Annotated in this window: 19 protein-coding genes and 4 pseudogenes; 20 read left to right on the top strand and 3 right to left on the bottom strand. The window is 41.6% G+C overall.

Annotated elements, in window-relative coordinates:
• Positions 1-136: 136 nt before the first annotated feature.
• The 5 genes from GKC25_RS14020 (at position 137) to GKC25_RS14000 (ending at position 4,839) form a co-directional block, all read left to right on the top strand.
• On the top strand, positions 137-1,300 hold the full coding sequence (locus GKC25_RS14020) for an iron-containing alcohol dehydrogenase (RefSeq protein ID WP_106030422.1): 1,164 nt from the start codon (positions 137-139) through the stop codon (positions 1,298-1,300).
• 120 nt (positions 1,301-1,420) lie between these two features.
• A complete protein-coding gene (locus tag GKC25_RS14015; RefSeq protein ID WP_187704116.1) occupies positions 1,421-2,593 on the top strand; it encodes an iron-containing alcohol dehydrogenase in 1,173 nt (390 codons plus the stop codon).
• 126 nt (positions 2,594-2,719) lie between these two features.
• Positions 2,720-4,075 (top strand): glucose-6-phosphate isomerase, encoded by a 1,356-nt coding sequence (locus tag GKC25_RS14010; RefSeq protein ID WP_034659781.1) that lies wholly within the window; start codon positions 2,720-2,722, stop codon positions 4,073-4,075.
• A 112-nt stretch (positions 4,076-4,187) separates the two neighbouring features.
• Entirely contained in the window at positions 4,188-4,391 is a 204-nt protein-coding gene (locus GKC25_RS14005; RefSeq protein WP_223256470.1) for a hypothetical protein, read from the top strand.
• A gap of 46 nt (positions 4,392-4,437) precedes the next feature.
• Positions 4,438-4,839, top strand: a complete 402-nt coding sequence (locus GKC25_RS14000; RefSeq protein ID WP_034659780.1) for a YugN-like family protein — start codon at positions 4,438-4,440, stop codon at positions 4,837-4,839.
• On the opposite strand, the gene GKC25_RS13995 is transcribed toward GKC25_RS14000, so the two are convergent.
• Entirely contained in the window at positions 4,836-5,822 is a 987-nt protein-coding gene (locus GKC25_RS13995; protein WP_187704115.1) for a potassium channel family protein, read from the bottom strand. The genes GKC25_RS14000 and GKC25_RS13995 overlap by 4 nt on opposite strands.
• A 125-nt stretch (positions 5,823-5,947) precedes the next feature.
• Here GKC25_RS13995 and GKC25_RS13990 point away from each other — a divergent pair, with 125 nt between their 5' ends.
• From GKC25_RS13990 to GKC25_RS13965, 6 genes are all read left to right on the top strand, one after another.
• Complete coding sequence (locus tag GKC25_RS13990) at positions 5,948-6,172, top strand: hypothetical protein (protein ID WP_060597199.1); 225 nt, start codon at positions 5,948-5,950, stop codon at positions 6,170-6,172.
• Positions 6,173-6,253: 81 nt separating this feature from the next.
• On the top strand, positions 6,254-6,928 hold the full coding sequence (locus GKC25_RS13985) for a zinc metallopeptidase (RefSeq protein ID WP_041816317.1): 675 nt from the start codon (positions 6,254-6,256) through the stop codon (positions 6,926-6,928).
• Positions 6,929-6,976: 48 nt separating this feature from the next.
• Entirely contained in the window at positions 6,977-8,269 is a 1,293-nt protein-coding gene (locus GKC25_RS13980) for a hemolysin family protein (protein WP_106043646.1), read from the top strand.
• A gap of 135 nt (positions 8,270-8,404) precedes the next feature.
• Positions 8,405-8,806 (top strand): secondary thiamine-phosphate synthase enzyme YjbQ, encoded by a 402-nt coding sequence (locus tag GKC25_RS13975; RefSeq protein ID WP_106030421.1) that lies wholly within the window; start codon positions 8,405-8,407, stop codon positions 8,804-8,806.
• Positions 8,807-8,822: 16 nt separating this feature from the next.
• Complete coding sequence (locus GKC25_RS13970; protein ID WP_034659772.1) at positions 8,823-9,854, top strand: nitronate monooxygenase; 1,032 nt, start codon at positions 8,823-8,825, stop codon at positions 9,852-9,854.
• A gap of 24 nt (positions 9,855-9,878) precedes the next feature.
• Entirely contained in the window at positions 9,879-10,127 is a 249-nt protein-coding gene (locus GKC25_RS13965; RefSeq protein WP_095285850.1) for a hypothetical protein, read from the top strand.
• Between the two features lie 21 nt (positions 10,128-10,148).
• On the opposite strand, the gene GKC25_RS13960 is transcribed toward GKC25_RS13965, so the two are convergent.
• A complete protein-coding gene (locus GKC25_RS13960; RefSeq protein WP_034659769.1) occupies positions 10,149-10,889 on the bottom strand; it encodes a protein-glutamine gamma-glutamyltransferase in 741 nt (246 codons plus the stop codon).
• Between the two features lie 156 nt (positions 10,890-11,045).
• On the opposite strand from GKC25_RS13960, the pseudogene GKC25_RS18525 reads away from it, so the two are divergent.
• From GKC25_RS18525 to GKC25_RS13935, 9 genes and pseudogenes are all read left to right on the top strand, one after another.
• A pseudogene (locus tag GKC25_RS18525) lies at positions 11,046-12,095 on the top strand (cache domain-containing protein); the annotation flags it as partial.
• Complete coding sequence (locus GKC25_RS18520; protein ID WP_392387706.1) at positions 12,087-13,037, top strand: methyl-accepting chemotaxis protein; 951 nt, start codon at positions 12,087-12,089, stop codon at positions 13,035-13,037. The pseudogene GKC25_RS18525 and the gene GKC25_RS18520, both read left to right, overlap by 9 nt.
• 125 nt (positions 13,038-13,162) lie before the next feature.
• A pseudogene (locus GKC25_RS18515) lies at positions 13,163-14,209 on the top strand (HAMP domain-containing protein); the annotation flags it as partial.
• Complete coding sequence (locus tag GKC25_RS18510; RefSeq protein ID WP_370876320.1) at positions 14,204-15,154, top strand: methyl-accepting chemotaxis protein; 951 nt, start codon at positions 14,204-14,206, stop codon at positions 15,152-15,154. The pseudogene GKC25_RS18515 and the gene GKC25_RS18510, both read left to right, overlap by 6 nt.
• A gap of 176 nt (positions 15,155-15,330) precedes the next feature.
• Positions 15,331-16,365 (top strand): annotated as a pseudogene (locus tag GKC25_RS18505) (HAMP domain-containing protein); the annotation flags it as partial.
• Positions 16,360-17,307, top strand: coding sequence for a methyl-accepting chemotaxis protein (locus tag GKC25_RS18500; RefSeq protein WP_376745188.1), 948 nt, complete (start codon positions 16,360-16,362; stop codon positions 17,305-17,307). The pseudogene GKC25_RS18505 and the gene GKC25_RS18500, both read left to right, overlap by 6 nt.
• 165 nt (positions 17,308-17,472) lie before the next feature.
• Positions 17,473-18,516, top strand: a pseudogene (locus GKC25_RS18495) (HAMP domain-containing protein); the annotation flags it as partial.
• Positions 18,508-19,461 (top strand): methyl-accepting chemotaxis protein, encoded by a 954-nt coding sequence (locus GKC25_RS18490; protein WP_376745187.1) that lies wholly within the window; start codon positions 18,508-18,510, stop codon positions 19,459-19,461. The pseudogene GKC25_RS18495 and the gene GKC25_RS18490, both read left to right, overlap by 9 nt.
• A gap of 90 nt (positions 19,462-19,551) precedes the next feature.
• Positions 19,552-20,076 (top strand): type 1 glutamine amidotransferase domain-containing protein, encoded by a 525-nt coding sequence (locus GKC25_RS13935; protein WP_060597185.1) that lies wholly within the window; start codon positions 19,552-19,554, stop codon positions 20,074-20,076.
• Between the two features lie 61 nt (positions 20,077-20,137).
• Here GKC25_RS13935 and GKC25_RS13930 read toward each other — a convergent pair whose 3' ends face one another.
• Complete coding sequence (locus GKC25_RS13930; RefSeq protein WP_066030481.1) at positions 20,138-21,142, bottom strand: Gfo/Idh/MocA family protein; 1,005 nt, start codon at positions 21,140-21,142, stop codon at positions 20,138-20,140.
• Positions 21,143-21,188: the final 46 nt, after the last annotated feature.

Genomic DNA, 21,188 nt, shown 5'->3' with positions numbered 1-21,188 from the left:
CTCCTTTCGCTACAGCATCAATACATTTATATTTTGCAGATTTTTAGCCAAACTATGCGTAAGAAAATGGATTAAAGCAAATTACTTTACTTTTGGAATGATTGAGGCGCATAATGTAGCGCGAGGAGGAGATCAAATGGATCGATTTACTTATTGGAACCCAACGAAATTAATGTTTGGAAAGGGAGAAGTATCAGCCCTTTCAGATGAACTCAAACACTACGGAAAAAACGTATTACTTGTATATGGTGGAGGCAGTATTAAACGAAACGGCCTTTATGACCAAGTTGTCAGCATCCTAAAAGAATCAGGAGCTGCAATCACTGAACTTGCTGGTGTTGAGCCAAACCCGCGCTTAACAACAGTAAGAAAAGGGGTTGAGCTTTGCAAAGAGAACAACGTTGATTTTATTTTGGCAGTCGGCGGCGGCAGTGTCATTGATGCAACGAAAGCGATCGCAGCTGGAGCGAAGTACGATGGAGATGCTTGGGATATCGTGACGCGTAAGCATGTCCCAATGGAAGCTATTCCGTTCGGTACTGTGTTAACACTTGCTGCAACAGGTTCTGAAATGAACTCTGGATCAGTGATCACAAACTGGGAAACAAATGAGAAATATGGCTGGGGAAGTCCAGCAGTCTTCCCTAAATTCTCTATTCTTGATCCAGTGAACACATTCACTGTGCCAAAAAACCATACGATTTATGGCATGGTTGACATGATGTCACATGTGTTCGAGCAATATTTCCATCACACGGAAAATACACCTTATCAAGACCGTATGTGTGAAGGGCTTCTTCGTACGGTCATTGAAACAGCACCGAAGCTGATCAACGATCTAGAGAACTATGAGCTGCGTGAAACCATCTTATTCACTGGCACCATTGCGCTCAATGGTATGCTGTCAATGGGGGCACGCGGTGATTGGGCTTCTCATAACATTGAGCATGCGGTATCTGCTGTTTATGATATCCCTCATGCCGGCGGACTTGCGATCTTGTTCCCGAACTGGATGAAGCATGTCATTCAGGAAAAACCAGGCCGCTTTAAACAATTAGCGGTACGTGTATTCGATGTGGACCCTGCGGGCAAAACAGACGAAGAAGTGGGCTTAGAAGGAATCGACAAATTGTCAGCTTTCTGGACAAGTCTTGGTGCACCAAGCCGTTTAGCGGACTATGATATCAACGATGAGAAAATTGATTTAATTGCAGACCGTGCAATGGCACGCGGTGAATTTGGTCAATTTAAAAAGCTAAACAAAGAAGATGTTCTAGCCATTTTGAATGCTTCTTTATAATCGAACAACCAAAAGATAGCTGCTTTCGAGCAGTTATCTTTTTTGAGTTCGACGTGTACATATGTTAAAGTAGTCTTTCATGTTTTTGGATATATACGCTGTAAGGAGATGTATTAACAGATGGAAAATTTTATTTACTATAATCCAACGAAATTAATGTTTGGAAAAGGACAACTAGAAGGACTAAAGAGCGAACTCGCTCGTTATGGAAAACGAGTGTTACTTGTATATGGTGGAGGCAGCATTAAGAAAAATGGTCTTTATGACAATGTGATCAGCGCGTTAAATGAAGCAGAAGCTGAAGTATTTGAGCTGTCAGGTGTTGAACCAAACCCGCGCCTTACCACAGTGGAAAAGGGAATCGACATCTGCCAAAATGAAAAAATTGATTTCTTATTAGCTGTTGGCGGCGGCAGTGTGATTGACTGTACAAAAGCGATTGCAGCCGGAGCAGAGTATGACGGAGATGTGTGGGACATTATCTCTAAGAAAACAACCGCTCAAAAAGCATTGCCATTTGGCACAGTACTGACACTTGCAGCAACCGGTTCAGAAATGAATCCAGACTCTGTCATCACAAACTGGGAAACAAATGAAAAATATGTGTGGGGCAGTTCAGTCACTCATCCTGCTTTTTCCATTCTAGACCCTGAGCATACATATTCTGTGCCAGAAAACCAGACGGTGTACGGCATGGTCGATATGATGAGCCACGTCTTCGAGCAATACTTCCATAATGTAAAAAACACGCCGCTACAGGATCGAATGTGTTTTGCTGTTCTTCAAACAGTCATCGAGACAGCACCAAAACTGCTTGAAGACTTACAAAACTATGAGCACCGTGAAACGATCCTTTATGCAGGAACGATCGCTTTAAATGGCACGCTGCAAATGGGCTACTTTGGAGACTGGGCGTCCCATACGATTGAGCATGCGGTATCGGCTGTCTATGACATTCCGCATGCAGGCGGACTTGCCATCCTCTTCCCAAATTGGATGCGTCATACACTCGATCACAATGTGGAACGCTTTAAAAACCTCATGCTGAACATGTTTGACATCGAGACAGAAGGAAAATCAGATCGTGATATCGCATTAGAAGGCATCGACAAGCTGTCAGCCTTCTGGACAAGCCTCGGTGCACCAAGTCGTTTAGCGGATTATGACATTGGTGAAGATCAGCTGGACAAAATTGCCGACATTGCGGCGAAAGAAATGGAATACGGTGGTTTTGGTAACTTTATGAAACTTAGTCGTGATGACATTCTTTCTATTTTGAAAGCTTCTTTATAATCCTGCTTGCCGTTTCTCATAGAGAGAAACGGCTTTTTGCTATGCCAGTGACGATCACTTGATTTCAATAGCTAGTTCCGCTAAAGTGAAAGGGACAGAACTAACGTAATGGAGGGCTTACAAGCGATGACACATATTCAATTTGACTACTCGAAAGCGTTACCTTTCTTTCAAGAACATGAGCTTACATATTTAAAAGATTTTGTGAAGGTGGCCCATCATAATATTCATGAACAAACGGGTGCAGGCAATGATTATTTAGGCTGGGTTGACTTACCGAAGCAATATGATCGCGAAGAATTTGCCCGCATTAAAAAAAGTGCAGATAAAATTAAGTCTGACTCTGATGTCTTGCTTGTTGTCGGAATCGGCGGCTCTTATCTCGGCGCACGTGCGGCGATTGAATTTTTGAACCACTCTTTCTATAACACGCTGCCAAAAGGCAAACGCAAGACGCCGCAAATCATCTTTATTGGAAACAACATCAGTTCTTCTTATTTAACAGATGTGATGGATCTATTGGAAGATGCAGATTTCTCTATTAACGTCATTTCAAAATCTGGAACAACAACAGAGCCAGCGATTGCGTTCCGCATCTTTAAAAAGCTCCTCATTGAAAAATACGGTGCTGAAGAAGCGAAAAAACGTATTTATGCGACAACTGACAAGGCACGCGGTGCACTGAAAACATTAGCAACTGAAGAAGGCTACGAATCATTTATCATCCCTGATGATGTAGGTGGACGCTATTCTGTATTAACAGCAGTTGGTCTATTGCCAATCGCTGTGAGCGGTGCAGACATTGATCAGATGATGGAAGGCGCGGCAAAAGCAAGCGAAGACTTCGCTTCATCTGAGCTTTCTGAGAATGCGGCATACCAATATGCTGTCGTCCGTAATGTCCTTTACAATAAAGGCAGAACGATTGAAATGCTGATTAACTATGAGCCAGGCCTGCAATACTTTGCAGAATGGTGGAAGCAATTATTCGGTGAAAGTGAAGGAAAAGATGAAAAAGGAATTTATCCTTCATCTGCGAACTTCTCAACAGATCTTCATTCACTTGGTCAATATGTTCAAGAAGGAAGAAGAGACTTGTTTGAAACAATCGTCAATGTAGACAAACCTCGCCATGAGCTTGTCATTGAAGCAGAAGAACAAGACCTTGATGGCTTGAACTATCTAGCAGGAAAAACGGTTGATTTCGTTAATAAAAAAGCATTTGAAGGAACGATGCTTGCTCATACAGATGGAAAAGTACCGAATCTTATCGTCACAATTCCTGAGATGGATGCTTATACATTCGGATACCTCGTTTACTTCTTTGAGAAAGCATGTGCGATGTCTGGATATCTACTAGGCGTCAATCCATTCGACCAGCCTGGAGTAGAAGCTTATAAAGTGAATATGTTTGCTTTATTAGGAAAACCAGGCTTCGAAGAGAAAAAAGCCGAGCTTGAAAGCCGTCTAAAACAATCGTAAGAATGAAAAAGCACACCTTTTGATAAGGGTGTGCCTTTTTTGTTTTCTCATGGTTCCTGTGCAAGCTTTCTCATGCTCTGTACATAGAATAATGAGTAGAGGAGAGTGAAACATGAGAACGAATCATATTTACATTCACGATATTTCTGGCCAGGCAATCGTCAACTTTGGCAATGTCGGACGTATTTGTTCTATGAGTGCTGTCAAAGATACTGAAGGTGCTGGCAGTGTGAACGAGACGAATCAATTATCCAATCAAAGCTTATTTGATGCTGCTTTTACAAACAATGTACAAATCACGAGGGGCAATGTATGAATTCCTCTCTTTAACGAACCCTATTATATAAAAAGGAGGGTTTCGTATGATTCATGTACCATCCAGGCTGCCTGGTGAAAGCTTTTCACTTTACCATTTAGAAGAGACCATGAAGCCGCTCGGTTATGTCATTAATGGCAACTGGGATTATGATCACGGGTACTTTGATTATAAAATTGATAACCGTGATGGCTATACTTTTCTCAGAGTTCCTTTTACAGCCGAAAAAGGCCAGCTGGATCAGCCAGGCGTTGTGGTGAAAATGGGAGATCCATTTCTCTTAAAGCATGTATATCAAGATAAGTTAGATGATCATGCGATGGTTGGAAATGTGGGAGCATCCTTTAATCAATTCCAAGAACCAAAAGAGAAAGATGGAGATGTATCAAAAGCTTATACTGAGATTGGCTTTTCACTCGTCAAGGAATTAGAAGACGCACTGCTTTAAAGGCTGATCAGTTCATCCTCTGGATGAAGCTCATATCCAAAGGGAGGATTCATCATGGGTCCTTCTTTTTTTTGTACACCGACAATGATCACATGATGCTCTAAAAAGTGATGGAGCACTGTTAAGAATGTTTCTCCGGCTAACGAAGCTGGAACCGGTATGATGGTGACGTGTTTATGCAAGGTCATATGGCTTTTTTTCTTTAACACTTTGAACTGTTCCTTTAGAAGAAAATGTTCGACCATTAAATGATTGACTGCATCAGAGGTATGAATGACTTGATTGGCTCCAGCACGCTCGGCATTTTTCACGTAACGATCTGTTAAGATTTCAATTAAACAGTATAGCGAAGGGTTTAATCCTTTTGCTGCAAGTAATGTTAAAACACTCTGCATATCAGCTGTCACTTCATTTTCGTGCTGATCTGCGGTAATCATCAGTGCATCTGCACCGGTAATATTGGCTTTGCGAAGTGTGACATCTTCGGTGCCATGCCCTTTAATAAAATGAACATTCTCTAAAAGTGGCCCTTCCTTCAAGGAGTCATCAATCAGCACAATCGGCATAGCTGGATCAATTGTTTGAAACGACTGAAGCAGTTTGTTCGTTTTCTCATTCCAGCCGACGATAATGAGATGTCCTTTCCCTTTAAAGGCGACCTTTCCTTCTACATAATGGTGCTGCTTGCTGAACACAGCGGCGGCAAGCGTGGCGAAATAAGCTGTGACAAAGCTTGCGCCGATCAAAATCAGAGCCATACCCGCGATTTGTCCAGGCATGGTTTGCGGCACAAAATCACCATAGCCTACCGTCGCGACTGTAATGAGCGCCCACCAGATCCCATCAAAGATCGTATGATACTGCTTCGGTTCAAGCAAAACGATTAATTGTCCAAAAAAAAGAAGCAAGAAACAGATGATGATGGCAATTCGAAGATAGAGTGGCCACCTTAGCCAAGCGATAAAGATACGATTTGATTTCATCGGACTCTTCCTTTCAGGAGACTGCTAATGTCAGTATGCCCGATTGAGGAACATTTTTTCATCTTCGTCATGTATTGAAACAGATCCCATATCTTAAAATAAGAGAGAAGAAGGAGGGAATGCGAATGTCGTTCGTTCAAAAGACCGTACTTCTTTTTATCGGTGCGCACTTTTTATCATCAGCTGTGATCTTGCTCGTGTTTGACTTAAATGCTGTGAATCATTTTATGAGTGATTTTTCATGGCTGCACTTTTTTCAAGACCTATACGGAACAGTGACCTTTTATACAGCATGCTTAGGTGTGTTCTTCTTTTTCATTGGTGCGGTTATTCCCCTTAAAAAGACCTAGTGCTTTTTTCTGTACACGTTACATAAAAGTCATTAAAATTGTAAATAAATATATAAAATAAAAAGGAAGCTGATGAGCATGCTGTTTTTTTATTTTTTAACATTTGCCGCATTGGGATTGTCATTTTGGGCACAATTTAAAGTAAAGAATAATTTTGAAAAGTATTCAAAGGTTGAAGCATCCAGTATGAAAACAGGTGCGGAAACCGCTCGACATATTTTAGATCGCAACGGGTTATATGACGTGCCTGTTGAACCGGTAAGAGGAACTTTGACTGATCATTACGACCCGACGCAGCGTGTGGTTCGCTTATCTGAACCTGTGTACTACGGTCATTCCATATCGGCCATTTCAGTCGCATCACACGAGGTTGGACATGCCTTGCAGCATCAGGAATCCTATGGTGCGCTTGTCTTGAGACATAAGATCTTCCCTGTCGTGAACTTTGCATCTGGTGTTGCCCCGCTTCTTTTCCTTGGAGGAATCTTGCTCGGCAGCCTTAACTTAATCGGGCTTGGGATCATTTTGTTCTCAGCGGCTGTGTTTTTTCAGCTTGTGACATTGCCTGTCGAGTTTAATGCAAGTTCTCGTGCAAAAGATATCATTGTTTCAGAAGGAATCATTAGAAGCAGTGAAGAAAGAGGCGTGAACAAGGTGTTAAATGCTGCAGCTCTTACGTACGTCGCAGCGGCCCTTGTTTCCTTGTTTGAATTGCTCCGTTTTGTAATGATCTTCCTAAATGGCCGTAATGATTAATTGATGCCAGAGGAGGTGAGCCCTTACCATTGTTAGGTAAGGGTTTTTTTGTATATTTTAAACATATTTTTAGTCATATTACTCATTGCTGCGACAGCATTTTTTGTTGTCACTGAATTTGCGATTGTGAAAATTAGAGGCTCTAAAATCAATCAGCTGATTGAAAGCGGTGATAAGAGAGCCATCCACGTACAAAAGCTCATATCAAATCTCGACGAATATTTATCCGCCTGTCAACTCGGAATTACCATCACCGCTTTAGGCTTAGGGTGGCTGGGCGAGCCGACGGTGGAGCATTTTCTGCATCCGCTGTTTGAGGAATTAGGGCTTCATTCCGCATTAACCGACATCCTATCGTTTATCATCGCATTTGTGATCATTACGTTTTTACATGTCGTTGTGGGAGAACTGGCGCCTAAAACGATTGCCATTCAAAAGGCAGAGGCCGTCAGCCTTGTGACAGCAAAGCCACTCATCTTTTTCTATAAAGTCATGTACCCGTTTATTAAAGCATTAAATGGGGCGGCACGAGGCATTGTGAAATTATTCGGTTTTCATTCTGTCAAAGAACATGAAGTGGCGATCAGTGAGGAAGAATTGCGTCTCATTTTATCTGAAAGCTATGAGAAGGGTGAAATTAACCAATCTGAGTACAAATATGTGAATAAAATTTTTGAATTTGATAACCGAGTGGCGAGAGAGATCATGATCCCTCGTACAGAAATTTCAGCCATAGAGGTTGAACAGACGCTTGAAGACATGACGCATTATATGCTGAACGAAAGATACACACGCTACCCTGTTATTAAAGAAGACAAAGATCATGTGATTGGTGTCATCAATAGCAAAGATGTGTTTAAGGCGAGCTTCCTGAATCAAGATGTGACGATTGAAGACTTAATGCGTCCGGTGATTCGGGTGATTGAAAGTACTCCTGTTCAAGAATTGCTCATTTTGATGCAAAAGGAACGAATTCATATGTCAGTGCTCGTAGACGAATATGGAGGAACAGCCGGACTTGTCACAGTAGAGGACATTTTAGAAGAAATCGTGGGCGAAATTCGGGATGAATATGATCAAGATGAAACACCTCATATCGTCAAAAAAGGTGACTTCCACTATGTAATGGATGGGAAAGCCTTGATTGATGAAGTAAATGATTTATTGGATTTAGCCATTGAGAATGATGATGTTGATACAATTGCTGGCTGGATGATGACACATAAATTTGATTTTGAGATTGGAGATACGATTGAAGCAGAAGGCTGTGAATTTACCATCATAGATGCAGAAGACCATCATATTCGGACCATTGAAATCAAAAAGGTTCACTTTTTCTAAAAACCTCGTAACACTTGACGAGGTTTTTTTAGTTGGTAAACTTTAGGTAAGAGAATGCCTTCTGCCGATAAGCAGTGATTTATTTCACATAAAAAGGGTATGGTTTTATAGAAATGACAAAAAGGAGCCGCTCATATGAAAAAAATCAATGTACAAACAGACAGACGCGATGAGATGATCGACGTGACGAACGAGATCCATCAATATGTCAAGGAAACAGGTATTCAAAACGGAACCGTCATTGTCTACTGTCCTCATACGACAGCAGGGATGACCATTAATGAAAATGCGGACCCAGATGTGAAACGAGATATGCTCCGCCGGCTTGACGAAGTCTTTCCATGGGAACATCCGAAGGACCGCCATATGGAAGGAAATACAGCCGCACATATGAAAGCGAGCTATATGGGTGCTACGCAGCATGTTCTCATCAATCATGGTGATCTTGTACTTGGCACGTGGCAGGGAATCTATTTCTGTGAGTTTGACGGGCCGAGACATCGCCATTTTTATATACAGGTGTCTTCAAACGAATAAGAGATGGGGGAAATAAATGGGAGATATCACGAAATTACTGCAAATCAAATATGGAATTATTCAAGCGCCAATGGCAGGAGGAGCCGTGACATCGCAGCTGGCAGCCGCTGTTTCACAGTACGGGGGACTTGGCAGTTTGGCAAGTGGATATGTGCAGCCTGACAATTTGAGGCAGCAGATCAGACAGGTCAAACAGCTGACAACTCGCCTGTTTCAGGTCAATGTATTTGTACCAGAGCCAATTCCTGAAGTCAAAAAAGAGGATGTGGTATTTTGGGAGAAGAGACTGCCTGCACGACCAGCCGCTGATAGGCTGCCGAGCCAAGAGGAATTGTGGGATGATTTTGAACAGAAAATCAACATTATTCAGGAAGAAGACGTACCAGTCGTTTCCTTTACCTTCGCTTGTCCAAATGAACAAACGATTCATCGCTTAAAACAAAAGGGGGTCTTTTTAATTGGAACCGCCACAACAAAAGAGGAAGCACTGCTTTTAGAGGAAAAAGGGATGGATGCCATTGTTCTGCAAGGAAGTGAAGCAGGGGGTCACCGAGGTACCTTTTTACCTGCAAAAGGAGATGCCCTGGTGGGACTCTTTAGTCTGATCTCTGACGTCAAGCCGCTCTGTCATGTGCCATTGATCGCCGCAGGCGGGATCACAGAACGAGCAGGTGTGAAAGCCGCTCTAGCGCTTGGAGCGGATGCGGTTCAAATCGGCACACGATTTTTAGCCAGCCAGGAAAGTGCTGCGGCAGACGTATACAAAAAGGCGATTTTACAGGCAGAAAGCAGTGAAACAAAGATCACGAGGCTTTTTTCTGGGAAAAGAGCAAGAGGTATTGTGAATCAGTGGATGGAGGAAGAAAGACAGAATGAAGATAGGGTTCTTCCTTATCCGGTTCAGCATGTATGGACGACACCGATGCGAAAAGCAGCCGCGGCTGCAGGAAACCCTGATCAAATGGCTCTTTGGGCAGGACAGGGCGTTAGCCGTATTCACTCGATTTTAACCGTTGAGGAGATCATGCATGAACTGACGCACATATAAATTCATGTTGGGTGATGTGAAAGGATGGACATCTTAAAGCATTCATACCGAAAAAAAGGACAAATTGAATTTTGGTTTGATGAATTTCCGTACTCTTCTGCCGTCCTTACGCCCATTCGTCATTACTATTTTGTTCGTTACGTAAAATGGAGCCGGCACGATCCGCCGGTCACAAGAAAAGACTTAGAAAAAATGGAGATCCTTGCGAACACGATGCTTGGCACGCTGCAAGATTATCGTAAACGCAAGGCATACAAAAGCCTCTTGTCATAACCAATAGACAAGAGGCTTTTTTTAGCTGCCAAACATTTGCCTGAGATAAATCACATCCATCCGGGTGGTCTGCGGCAATAGATAAGCAGATTGAACAGCACCTGGCCGCCTTCTCTTATTCAATTTGTCGATAATTTCTGCCGCTGTTAAAATCCCAAGTCCATGTCCGTAATATTGATCTTCTCCTAAGTAAATCACATTTTCCCCGCGCCACTGTGACTGCTGATAGCTAAACTCTGGATTTTCAAAATATAAGCAATCCCCATAGATAAAGTCATTCCCGCGTTCTGTATAAATCGACAATGTATCATAATGCCAGTCATACAGGGTTAAGCTGCGAAGCCTTCGGTTAAACTTCTCGTCTCCTACCGTTTGCAAGACCCCCATATAAAACACGATGACAATGGCGGTGGCACATTCAAATGCATATTGTGAGCCGTTTTCAAAAATGTCTTTAATTCCTCTAGATGGTTCCACTTGATAGCGCAGCTCTAGTGCTCCTGCTTCCGATACACGCCAAAAGGCATCATTTGCACGAGATTTTTGGAAGATGGCAAATGAGGCACCACTTTTATGCAAATCTCTTGCAGCATTCATAATGTTCGATCTCAATGTGACCTCAAATAACAAATCAGATGCTTGCCTGTAGCGGAACGTATCATTTGAGGCTTGTAACTGCATCAAAATGATCCGCTTTTGTCCCTCTAGCTGAAATGAAGCCAGCTGCTCATTTGTCACTGGCTTTCCTGAAAGGATAATCATATGAAAAGCGCCCCCTTTTGTATTAGCGTATGCAGGGTGCTTGGGCAAGGAATCAATTTGTGAAAATAAACAAAAAGGCATCCTTTTTATTTGAAAAACATGAAAATAATATGAAGATGTCCGATATATAACATATCGTTTAAAAGGAGGAAAAACATGAAAAATGCAATAAAATGGTTGAAAAAACCATCGATTTCTAAGAGACTGATTATTTCATTCACGCTCGTTCTTGTCTTGCCAATTATTACACTCAGTACGATTTCATATCAGATTGCCAAAGAAGAATTAGATCATGAAATCATGTACGGAGCAAACACAAGAGTCAATGAACTGAATGACATGATTCAGCAAAAGCTTATCAATAAGGAAAACGCAGTAAAACTCTTTACTGAAACATCTACTGCTGCAGACTTTAAGAAGAACAACCAGGACGAACTGTATGAGCATTTCGAGATATACAGTAAAATCAATGAAGATGATGTGGTTGGCTTTTATGCAGCAAGTAAAAAGCGTGATTTCATTCAGTTTCCTAAAGTAGACATGCCAAAAGGCTATGATCCAACAACGCGTGATTGGTATCAACTAGCTATGCAGGATGAGAGTGGTAATCCAGTTGTTACCAATCCGTACATCTCGGCCACAACAAACGGCATGGTTGTCACGATTGCCCAGCGTCTGAAGGACGGGTCGGGAGCGATCGGAATTGACATTGATGTGCAAGACATTGTCGATAAAATAAAAGAGATTAAAATTGGACGACAAGGATATCCAATTATTGCGAATAAAAATAAACAAATTGTGGCTCATCCAGAAGAAAAGTCAGGATCTAAGGTCACTGAAAATATTTCATCTATCCTTTACAGCGGAAAAGAAGGAACGTCAACTTATGAGAATAAAGGAGAACAAAAGCGTCTTGTTTTTGTGACAAATGATTTAACAGGTTGGAAAATTGCTGGAACGATGTTTGTATCAGAAACAGAAGAAGCAGCACAGCCAGTTTGGAATTCTGCCATTATTCTTTTAATTTCTTCATTTATCCTTGGCGGCGTTGCGATCTTCTTTATCGTTCGATCCATCACAATTGGACTTCGAAAGCTTGTTGATTTCTCAAACAAAGTGAGTGAAGGGGATTTAACCGAAACCCTTGAAACCAAATCGAAGGATGAAATAGGAGAGCTGACAAGAAGCTTTAGCAAAATGAGTGAATCCCTCCGTGACGTCATTCGAGCGGTACAGCAATCTGTCGACAATGTGGCTTCCGCTTCCGAGGAGCTGACGGCAAGTGCCAGCCAAACAAGTCAAGCAACCGAGCATATCACGATGTCGATTGAACAATTTTCAAATGGAAATGAAGCACAAAACGAGAAAGTCGAATCTAGTACGAATAAGCTTGTGGCAATGAATGAAGGATTACAAGACATGTCACATACGTCATCAGAAGTGGCTGCTGTCTCACTTCAATCGACAGAGGCGGCTGGTCAAGGCGGCCGAATTGTTGAAAGCACAGCGAGCCAAATGAAACATATTGATACATCTGTACAAGAAGCAGAACAAGTCATGAAACAATTAGAATACAAGTCTAAAGATATTACGAGCATTTTAAATGTTATTAACGGCATTGCAGATCAAACGAATTTACTTGCGCTAAATGCAGCCATCGAAGCAGCAAGAGCAGGTGAATCAGGACGCGGCTTCTCCGTCGTTGCAGAAGAAGTGAGAAAACTAGCTGTCCAATCCGCAGATTCAGCGAAAGAAATTGAAAAGCTCATTCAAGAAATTGTGTTAGAAATTGCTAAATCTCAAGATATGTTCAAAACGGTCAATCGAGAAGTACATGCAGGACTCGGTATGACAGAAGAAGCAAAAGAAAGCTTCCAGAACATTTATGAGGCGGCAGAAGGAATGTCGAAAAAACTGACTCAATTAAACGATACAGCGATTGATCTATCGAGCGGTTCAAAGCTTGTCTCACAAGCTATGCAGGAGATGCGCCAAGTCTCTAGAGAAAGTGCGGCAAACATTCAGGACATTGCGGCTTCTGCTGAAGAGCAGCTGGCCTCTATGGAAGAAATCTCATCTTCTTCTGTGACACTTGCTAACATGGCAGAGGAACTAAAAGAGCTCACAAGTCAATTTAAAATTGATTAAAAAATGATGAAAAAATACCCAGAATTGTCTGGGTATTTTTTTTATGTTTAAACATCGTTTTCAGCCTGTAAAAATAAACCTTTCATCCGATAATAACTTTAGAGAAGTAAAGGGGGAAAGAGAAAATGGGGAAAATGATCCAATGGTTAAAAAAACCATCCATTTCAAAAAAATTAATTATTGCCTTTTTGGTAGTCCTTATCCTGCCAACCACTGCACTGACAATTAGTGCATTTTTTACATCAAAGACAGAGCTAGACAAACAGATTATGGGCAGTGCGATGAGTCAAGTCAATGCATTTGATACCTTAATCAATGAGAATATAGGAAACAAAGCAGATGCTGTGACCCTGTTTACAGACTCACTCAAAGCGTCTAATCTTCAAGAAAAAAATAGAAATGCGACCATTAAAGAATTGCAGCAATTTGGAAAAATTAATGAAAAAGATGTTTCTGCTATCTATGCAGGCTCCGAAAAGGGATTGTTTATGCAATATCCTGTTCAAAAGATGCCTGATGGCTACGATCCAAGAGAGCGTCCATGGTATCAAGAAGCGCTCAATGCAGAAAACGGCAAACAAGTCATCACAAAACCATATGTAGCAGCCTCCACAGGCAAAATGGTCATCACCATTACTCAAAAAATGAAAGATGGTTCAGGTGTTATTGGACTTGATATGGAAATTGACACCCTGCTTCAAAAGTTAAAAGAAATCAAAATTGGGCAAAAAGGCTATGCCTTCATCATGGAGAGAGATAAAACAGTTTTAGCAGATCCGACCCAAAAGCCAGGAAGTCAGGTCAATGAGAATCTGGCAAATATTATTTTTAAAAACAAAGAAGGAAGCGGCAGCTACACACTCAAAGGGATAGATAAAAAGGTTGCGTATGTGACCAATGAATTAACCGGCTGGAAAATCGGTGGAACGATGCTCGTATCAGAAGTAGAAGATGCAGCAAAGCCCGTTTTCAATACAGCCATTATTGTGTTCAGTGTGACACTTATCGTAGCAGGTACCCTCATCTTCTTTATCGTCCGCTCTATATCTAAAAGATTATCCAACCTTGCCCGTTTCTCGAAAAAAGTAAGCGAAGGTGATTTGCGCGATAAGCTTGAGATCCAATCAGATGACGAAATTGGCCAAGTTGGGAAAGGCTTTAATACAATGATTGACTCATTAAGAACCCTCATTGGTGCCGTCCAAACTTCAGTCGAAAATGTCGCTTCTTCATCAGAAGAACTGACCGCCAGCGCAGGTCAAACAAGTAAAGCAACAGAGCATATTACACTAGCCATTGAACAATTCTCCAATGGAAATGAAAGTCAAAATGACAAAGTCGAATCCAGCTCAGACGAGTTAGAAGAAATGAACCGAGGCCTTCAGCACATGAATGAGTCGGCTGAATCCATTACTGCTTCATCGATCAAATCAACAGATATCGCAGGGGAAGGCGGACAGCTTGTGGAAAAAACCGCTTCTCAAATGAATGTCATTGATCAATCCGTGAAAAAAGCAGAGAATGTCATCAGCGCTCTTGAAAGTAAATCAAAAGACATTACACAAATTCTAGGTGTCATCAATGGAATCGCTGACCAAACGAATTTACTTGCGCTAAATGCAGCAATCGAAGCAGCAAGAGCTGGGGAATCTGGCAGAGGCTTCTCTGTTGTAGCAGAAGAAGTAAGAAAACTGGCTGTTCAATCAGCCAATTCGGCGAAAGAAATCGAGAATTTGATTAAAGAGATCGTTCAAGACATCGATGTATCACAGGAAGTATTCACTGCGGTGAATCGAGAAGTTCAATCAGGCTTAAGCTTCACTGAACAAACAAGAGCCAGCTTCCATAATATTTTCGAAATGACAAAAGAAATTTCTGACCAGCTTCAAACGATGAATCAAACGGTTATCCAGCTTTCAAATGGCTCTGCCCATGTGTCAGAGGCTGTCCGTGAGATTGCAGACGTCTCACGTGAAAGCTCCGCAAACATTCAAGACATAGCGGCTTCAGCGGAAGAACAGCTGGCATCAATGGAAGAAATCAGCTCATCCTCTGCTACGCTCTCATCAATGGCAGAAGAATTGCGTGATTTGATCAGCAAATTTAAAGTCGAATAGACATAATGAAAAGAGTCCTTCAGCTAGAGGGCTCTTTTTTCATTAAGTAAATCAAAAGAAATAGGTTAATTTGATCATTTTGATTAATTTTCGAACATTAAGTCTTGAAAAATAATTCGTATTACCTAAGAATAGAAGGGGAAGACCACAAATCATAATTCAAAAGGAGTAGAGTCATGAAAAAAATCAACTTTTTTAAGCACTTTACAATGTCGAAGAAATTAATTACTGCATTCTTAGCGATTCTCCTAGTGCCAATTCTCGTATTGGCAGCATTTTCTTATGAAGTGGCCTCAAAGTCTCTCAATGATGAGATTATGTCTAGTGCTGCAAATGGTGTTCAGCAATTAAACGAACTCATTAATAAAGATGTACAGCCTAAAATTGATATCGTTTCCTATTTAGCCAAATCGGTGAAAAAGAGTGAATTGGCTTCTAAAAACAAGGATTTACTCAAGGTGAAATTAGAGCAATTATCGGAAACAGATGAAGATGTGGTGGAAGTATTCATTGCAGATCAAAATGGTAAACTAACTGAATATTCCAAGATTCACAAAGGTAGTGCCTCGAGCGCAAAAAATGAATCGTGGTTTCAACAATCGATGGGAGATGAGAAACTCATCATTTCAGATCCTTTTGTCGACAAGTCATCAGATGACCTGCTCATCACAATATCAGAACAATTAGCAGATGGTTCTGGTGTGATTGGGATCAATGTGCGCTTGAACACGATCGTGAAAGATACAAACAGCATCAAAATTGGCAAAGAAGGCTATGCGTTTGTCGCGACTGCAGATCAGCATTATATTGCCCATAAAACAGACAAGCCTGGGGCGAAATTGACAGGTGATTTCATCTCGAAATTGTATGATAAAAAACAAGGCAGCTTCAAATATGAATATAATGGACAGCCGAAGCAAATGTTTTTTGACACAAATGAAGCAACAGGCTGGAAGCTTGCTGGAACAATGTATACGGGCGAAGTCAAAGAAGCTGCACAGCCAGTTCTCGACTTAACAATGATCATACTGGCAGCTGCGATGGCCATAGGCGGAATCGCGATTTATTTTATTATTAAATCGATTCGAAAGCCACTGATAGAGCTCTCTGAATCGGCTGAGAAAATCAGTCAGGGTGATCTGACCCAGCATATTGAAGTTCGTACGCACGATGAAATCGGGAAGCTTGCGCAGAGCTTTAACGAGATGTCAGCAAAGCTGAAACACGTCATTCAAGCTGTTCAGAATTCCATTGAAAATGTGGCCGCCTCTTCTGAAGAATTAACAGCAAGTGCAGGACAGACCACCCAAGCGACTGAGCATATCACATCGTCTATTGAACAGTTCTCAAACAGCACTGAACACCAAAATGATATGATCGAAAAAAGCTCAGTCCAGTTGAACGAAATGGATCGCAGCTTATCCCATATGGTCGATACGACCTCACATATGATGGAATCGTCGATTGATTCGAGCAAAACGGCTCAGGCTGGTGGAGAACTCGTTCAAAAAACAGCAGGTCAAATGCAAACCATCGAGCAGGCAGTGAAAGAAGCAGAGCTTGTTATTCAAGGCTTAGAGCAGAAATCAAAGGATATTACTAACATTCTGGGTGTCATTAACGGCATTGCTGACCAGACCAATCTCCTTGCTTTAAATGCTGCGATAGAAGCCGCTCGGGCAGGAGAAGCAGGCAGAGGTTTCTCTGTTGTTGCAGAAGAAGTTCGTAAGCTGGCAGAGCAATCAGGAAGCTCTTCAAAGGAAATTGAAAGCCTGACGAACGAGATTGTGGAGGAAATTGAAAAGTCACAGAAAATGTTTAAACAAGTAGCAGGTGAAGTACAAGCTGGATTAAACATTACAGATGAAACGAAAGTCAGCTTTGAGAAAATCACCGATAAAACATCAGAAATGACAGAACAAATGAAACAAATGAACGGAACCGCCAAAGAACTCTCGCATGGCTCAAATGATATTTCACATGCGGTGAATCAAATCAAAGAGCTTTCAAGAGAAAGTTCCGCAGGCTTCCAAGATATCGCAGCATCCGCAGAAGAACAGCTGGCATCTATGGAAGAGATCAGCTCATCCTCTGCCACGTTATCTCAGATGGCAGAAGAGCTAAGAGAGCTCATTAAACAATTTAAAATGTAAGAGATATAGGGAAGCACCTGACGTTTTGACGTCAGGTGTTTTTCCATTCGATGCATATAATTTGGGTGTTTTGGACTTATTTAGACTTTAATAAATTAAAAAAGTAAACAACCTAGTAGTACTTCCGATATATATACTATCTTACTAAAAGGAGTTTTCTTTTTTATGAAATTCATACAGTATTTCAGGAAGCCATCTATTTCAAAAAAGCTCGTATTCTCTTTCTTATTTATTCTCTTATGCCCAATCATTGTATTGGCATTCTCTTCATATCATACGGCGAGCACCTCTTTAAATGATCAAATCATGCAAAGCGCCAAGGAGAACGTAGAGCAGCTAGATAAAAATATTACGAAGGTTGTGAAAGTGAAAACAGACGCAGCCGATTTCTTTAGCAAATGGATCACGGAGAAAAAGCTTAAGCAAAAAGGCACGACAGATATTCAAGGGCGCTTTGAGCAGTTCATGAGTATGAATGATGACACAGAAGGCATTTTTGTCGCTTCAAGTGATGGCAAAGTGTTTTCAAGATATCCTAATAAAAAAATGCCTGCTGACTATGTCGCAACGGAGCGGGATTGGTATAAAGACGGCTGGGCGAAAAACGGAGAGCTGTCTGTTTCAGCACCGTATCCAACAGCTTCCACAGGTACGCTTGTGGTCACCATCTCTAAAAAGTTAGAGGATGGATCAGGCGTCATTGCAATGAACCTAGACATTGCGAATCTAGTAAAAGAATCAAATAGCATAAACATTGGGAAACAAGGCTATGCCTTTATCGGAAGTCCGGATCGTACCTTTGTTGCCCATCCAACGAAAAAAGCTGGATCCAAATTATCTGGTGAATGGCTAGAAAAGCTTTATTCACAAGATGAAGGTTCTATGAGTTATATGTTTGAAGGAAAAGAAAAGCAAATGGAGTTCACCACAAACAAAGCGACTGGCTGGAAAATTGTCGGTACGATGTTTGTGACGGAAGTAGAAGAAGCTGCACAGCCAGTCTTTAACATGGCCGCTATCATTTTAGCAGGCGCGCTCATCATTGGCGGGATTCTGATCTTCTTGATCATTCGTTCCATTACAAAACCACTTTCTATACTTGTCTCTTCCTCAAGGAAGATCAGTGAGGGAGATTTAACAGAAAAAATTGATGTCCGGTCAAAAGATGAAATTGGACAGCTAGGCACAAGCTTTAATGAAATGAGTGAGTCATTAAGAGATGTCATCCAAGCTGTACAAACATCTGTAGAAAACGTGGCTTCTTCATCTGAAGAACTGACGGCAAGTGCAGGTCAAACAACAAAAGCAACTGAACATATTACATCATCTATTGAATCATTCTCAAATGGCAACGAAAATCAAAGCGAAATGGTGGAGCAAAGCGCGTCTCATTTAAAACAAATGAACGAAGGACTGAACGAAGTCGCAGAAACGTCTGATGTCATCACAGCGTCATCTATTCAATCAAAAACAGTTGCGGAATCAGGCGGACAGCTTGTGGAGCAAACCGTTGGCCAAATGAAGACGATCGACCATTCAGTGAAAGAAGCTGAAGGGGTGATCAACGGGCTGGAGCATAAATCAAAAGATATCACAAACATTCTAGGCGTGATTAATGGCATTGCGGATCAAACGAATTTACTTGCACTCAATGCTGCCATTGAAGCAGCACGTGCAGGTGAGTCAGGCAGAGGCTTCTCTGTTGTCGCAGAAGAAGTGCGTAAACTTGCAGTTCAATCATCGGATTCAGCAAAAGAGATTGAAAAGCTTGTGAAAGAAATCGTATCTGAAATCGAAACATCTCAAAATATGTTCAAATCAGTGAATGAAGAAGTGAAGAATGGTCTTTCCATTACAGATCAAACGAAAGAAAGCTTCTCACAAATTAATCTGCAAACAGCGGAAATCGCAACAAGAATCAATGAAATGAATACAACAGTACGCGAGCTTTCAAAAGGATCAGAGCAAATTTCTAAAGCGGTGAATGAAATTGCAGATGTATCACGAGAGAGTTCAGCAAGCATCCAAGATATCGCCGCATCTGCTGAAGAACAGCTTGCTTCTATGGAAGAGATTAGTTCTTCATCTACGACTCTTTCCCAAATGGCGGAAGAATTACGTGATTTAATTAAAAAATTCAAGATCAGCGAATAAGATCAAGTGGTTCTCCTCAAGGGGAACCGCTTTTCTTTTTAAGAGGTCATCTCGTACAATAGAGGAAATCGAAAGAATAGGAGAGATGTTATGCGTTTATCAGATAAGAAGGTCATTGCGTTTGTCAGTGATGATTTTGAAGATTTAGAGCTATGGTATCCGGTTCTGCGTTTAAGAGAAGAAGGGGCAACTGTGCATCTTGTAGGAGAAAAAGCAAATCATGAGTACATCGGAAAATACGGTGTGCCGGCTGTATCTGATGCAGATTTTTATTCCATTCAAGCGGATGAATATGATGCTGTGCTTGTCCCTGGTGGATGGGCACCAGATAAACTGCGCCGTTATCCAGAAGTGTTAAACATCGTTCGTTCATTTGATGCAAAGGCAAAACCAATCGGGCAAATTTGCCACGCTGGCTGGGTGCTGATTTCAGCAGGAATCCTGCAAGGCAAAAAAGTAACAAGTACACCTGGTATTAAAGATGATATGACAAATGCTGGAGCGGACTGGTTTGATGAAGCAGTCGTCACAGATGGCCACCTCGTCTCGAGCAGACGTCCGCCGGATCTCCCTCCATATGTGAAAGCATTTGCGGATGTGTTAGCGGCAACATAAACAAAGGATCTGAAACAAAAAACAAAGGGCGAACAGACACATCATGTTCGCCCTTTGTTTATCATTTCATGCCCCATTCATTTTGTCTATCGGCAGGATACATCACGCCCATTTGTTTTCTCGCCTCGTCCATGACGGACATGGTTTGAACAGATAAGGCAAATGTATTGACTGGAGACTGACCCATTCCTTGCTGAATACACTCAATAAAATGACAGATTTCATAATACATGGCTGGCTGATCATCTTTGAGAGAGATATCGGTTTGATGTCCTTGACGATCGTGGATCGTGATACGCGAAGGACGGTGGAATTGATCAATCACCATCGTGGCGTCCTCTCCTTGAATTTCCGCAGATAAATGAGACGTTGAAATTTTAGAATGGAAAAGGAGTGCTTGATGCCCGTCATATTGTAAAAGGACAGAGCCGCTCCCATCTACACCAGAAGAAAGCTTATAGCCTCTCGCGGTGATTTGATTCGGCAGACCAAATAAATAGATCGCCGGGTAGACAAGATACACACCGATATCCATTAAAGAACCATTCGATAATTCAGGCTTAAAAGCATTTGGAATCTCGCCATTTCGGTAAGCATCGTATCTTGAGGAATATTTACAGTAATGAGCGACCACTTGCCGAATGGGCCCGAGCTGATCAAGATGCTGTTTAATTTGCAGAAAGTTTGGCAGAAATGTCGTTTTCATCGCTTCCATTAAACACACTTGATGTTTTTTCGCTGCAGCAATCATCTCTTCCACTTCTTTTCGGTGAGAGGCGAATGGTTTTTCGCATAAAACGTGCTTTTGGTGCTCCATCATCAACATGGCCTGCTCCTTATGAAGGGCATTTGGACTTGCAATATACACGGCATCAAACGCATCACTTTCCGCCATTTGATGTAAGTTCGTAAAAACTGTATCAATCCCGTATTTTTCGGCAAATGCCTGGCCTTTTTCAGCGGACCGTGAATAGACGGCTGTACATGTAAAATCAGCTGCTCCTTCACCGGCCTGTAAGAATCGATCTGTAATCCAGTTCGTTCCGATGACAGCAAATCGAATCATGTCATTCCCTCCTTCTGCTTTTCTCTGATTATACATCCTTTGAAAG

Origin of the sequence: Bacillus pumilus (assembly GCF_038738535.1) — a bacterium.
In the GTDB taxonomy this organism is placed as follows: domain Bacteria; phylum Bacillota; class Bacilli; order Bacillales; family Bacillaceae; genus Bacillus.
The sequence above is the reverse complement of the archived record's forward strand: the minus strand, read 5'-3'. Positions and strand labels throughout refer to the sequence as shown.

What these genes read in the sequence shown, in the direction of transcription:
- GKC25_RS14020 (WP_106030422.1), top strand. Translation starts at nt 137, where the DNA reads ATGGATCGATTTACTTATTGGAACCCAACGAAATTAATGTTTGGAAAG.
- GKC25_RS14015 (WP_187704116.1), top strand. Translation starts at nt 1,421, where the DNA reads ATGGAAAATTTTATTTACTATAATCCAACGAAATTAATGTTTGGAAAA.
- GKC25_RS14010 (WP_034659781.1), top strand. Translation starts at nt 2,720, where the DNA reads ATGACACATATTCAATTTGACTACTCGAAAGCGTTACCTTTCTTTCAA.
- GKC25_RS14005 (WP_223256470.1), top strand. Translation starts at nt 4,188, where the DNA reads ATGAGAACGAATCATATTTACATTCACGATATTTCTGGCCAGGCAATC.
- GKC25_RS14000 (WP_034659780.1), top strand. Translation starts at nt 4,438, where the DNA reads ATGATTCATGTACCATCCAGGCTGCCTGGTGAAAGCTTTTCACTTTAC.
- GKC25_RS13995 (WP_187704115.1), bottom strand. Translation starts at nt 5,822, where the DNA reads ATGAAATCAAATCGTATCTTTATCGCTTGGCTAAGGTGGCCACTCTAT.
- GKC25_RS13990 (WP_060597199.1), top strand. Translation starts at nt 5,948, where the DNA reads ATGTCGTTCGTTCAAAAGACCGTACTTCTTTTTATCGGTGCGCACTTT.
- GKC25_RS13975 (WP_106030421.1), top strand. Translation starts at nt 8,405, where the DNA reads ATGAAAAAAATCAATGTACAAACAGACAGACGCGATGAGATGATCGAC.
- GKC25_RS13970 (WP_034659772.1), top strand. Translation starts at nt 8,823, where the DNA reads ATGGGAGATATCACGAAATTACTGCAAATCAAATATGGAATTATTCAA.
- GKC25_RS13965 (WP_095285850.1), top strand. Translation starts at nt 9,879, where the DNA reads ATGGACATCTTAAAGCATTCATACCGAAAAAAAGGACAAATTGAATTT.
- GKC25_RS13960 (WP_034659769.1), bottom strand. Translation starts at nt 10,889, where the DNA reads ATGATTATCCTTTCAGGAAAGCCAGTGACAAATGAGCAGCTGGCTTCA.
- GKC25_RS18520 (WP_392387706.1), top strand. Translation starts at nt 12,087, where the DNA reads ATGAGTGAATCCCTCCGTGACGTCATTCGAGCGGTACAGCAATCTGTC.
- GKC25_RS18510 (WP_370876320.1), top strand. Translation starts at nt 14,204, where the DNA reads ATGATTGACTCATTAAGAACCCTCATTGGTGCCGTCCAAACTTCAGTC.
- GKC25_RS18500 (WP_376745188.1), top strand. Translation starts at nt 16,360, where the DNA reads ATGTCAGCAAAGCTGAAACACGTCATTCAAGCTGTTCAGAATTCCATT.
- GKC25_RS18490 (WP_376745187.1), top strand. Translation starts at nt 18,508, where the DNA reads ATGAGTGAGTCATTAAGAGATGTCATCCAAGCTGTACAAACATCTGTA.
- GKC25_RS13935 (WP_060597185.1), top strand. Translation starts at nt 19,552, where the DNA reads ATGCGTTTATCAGATAAGAAGGTCATTGCGTTTGTCAGTGATGATTTT.
- GKC25_RS13930 (WP_066030481.1), bottom strand. Translation starts at nt 21,142, where the DNA reads ATGATTCGATTTGCTGTCATCGGAACGAACTGGATTACAGATCGATTC.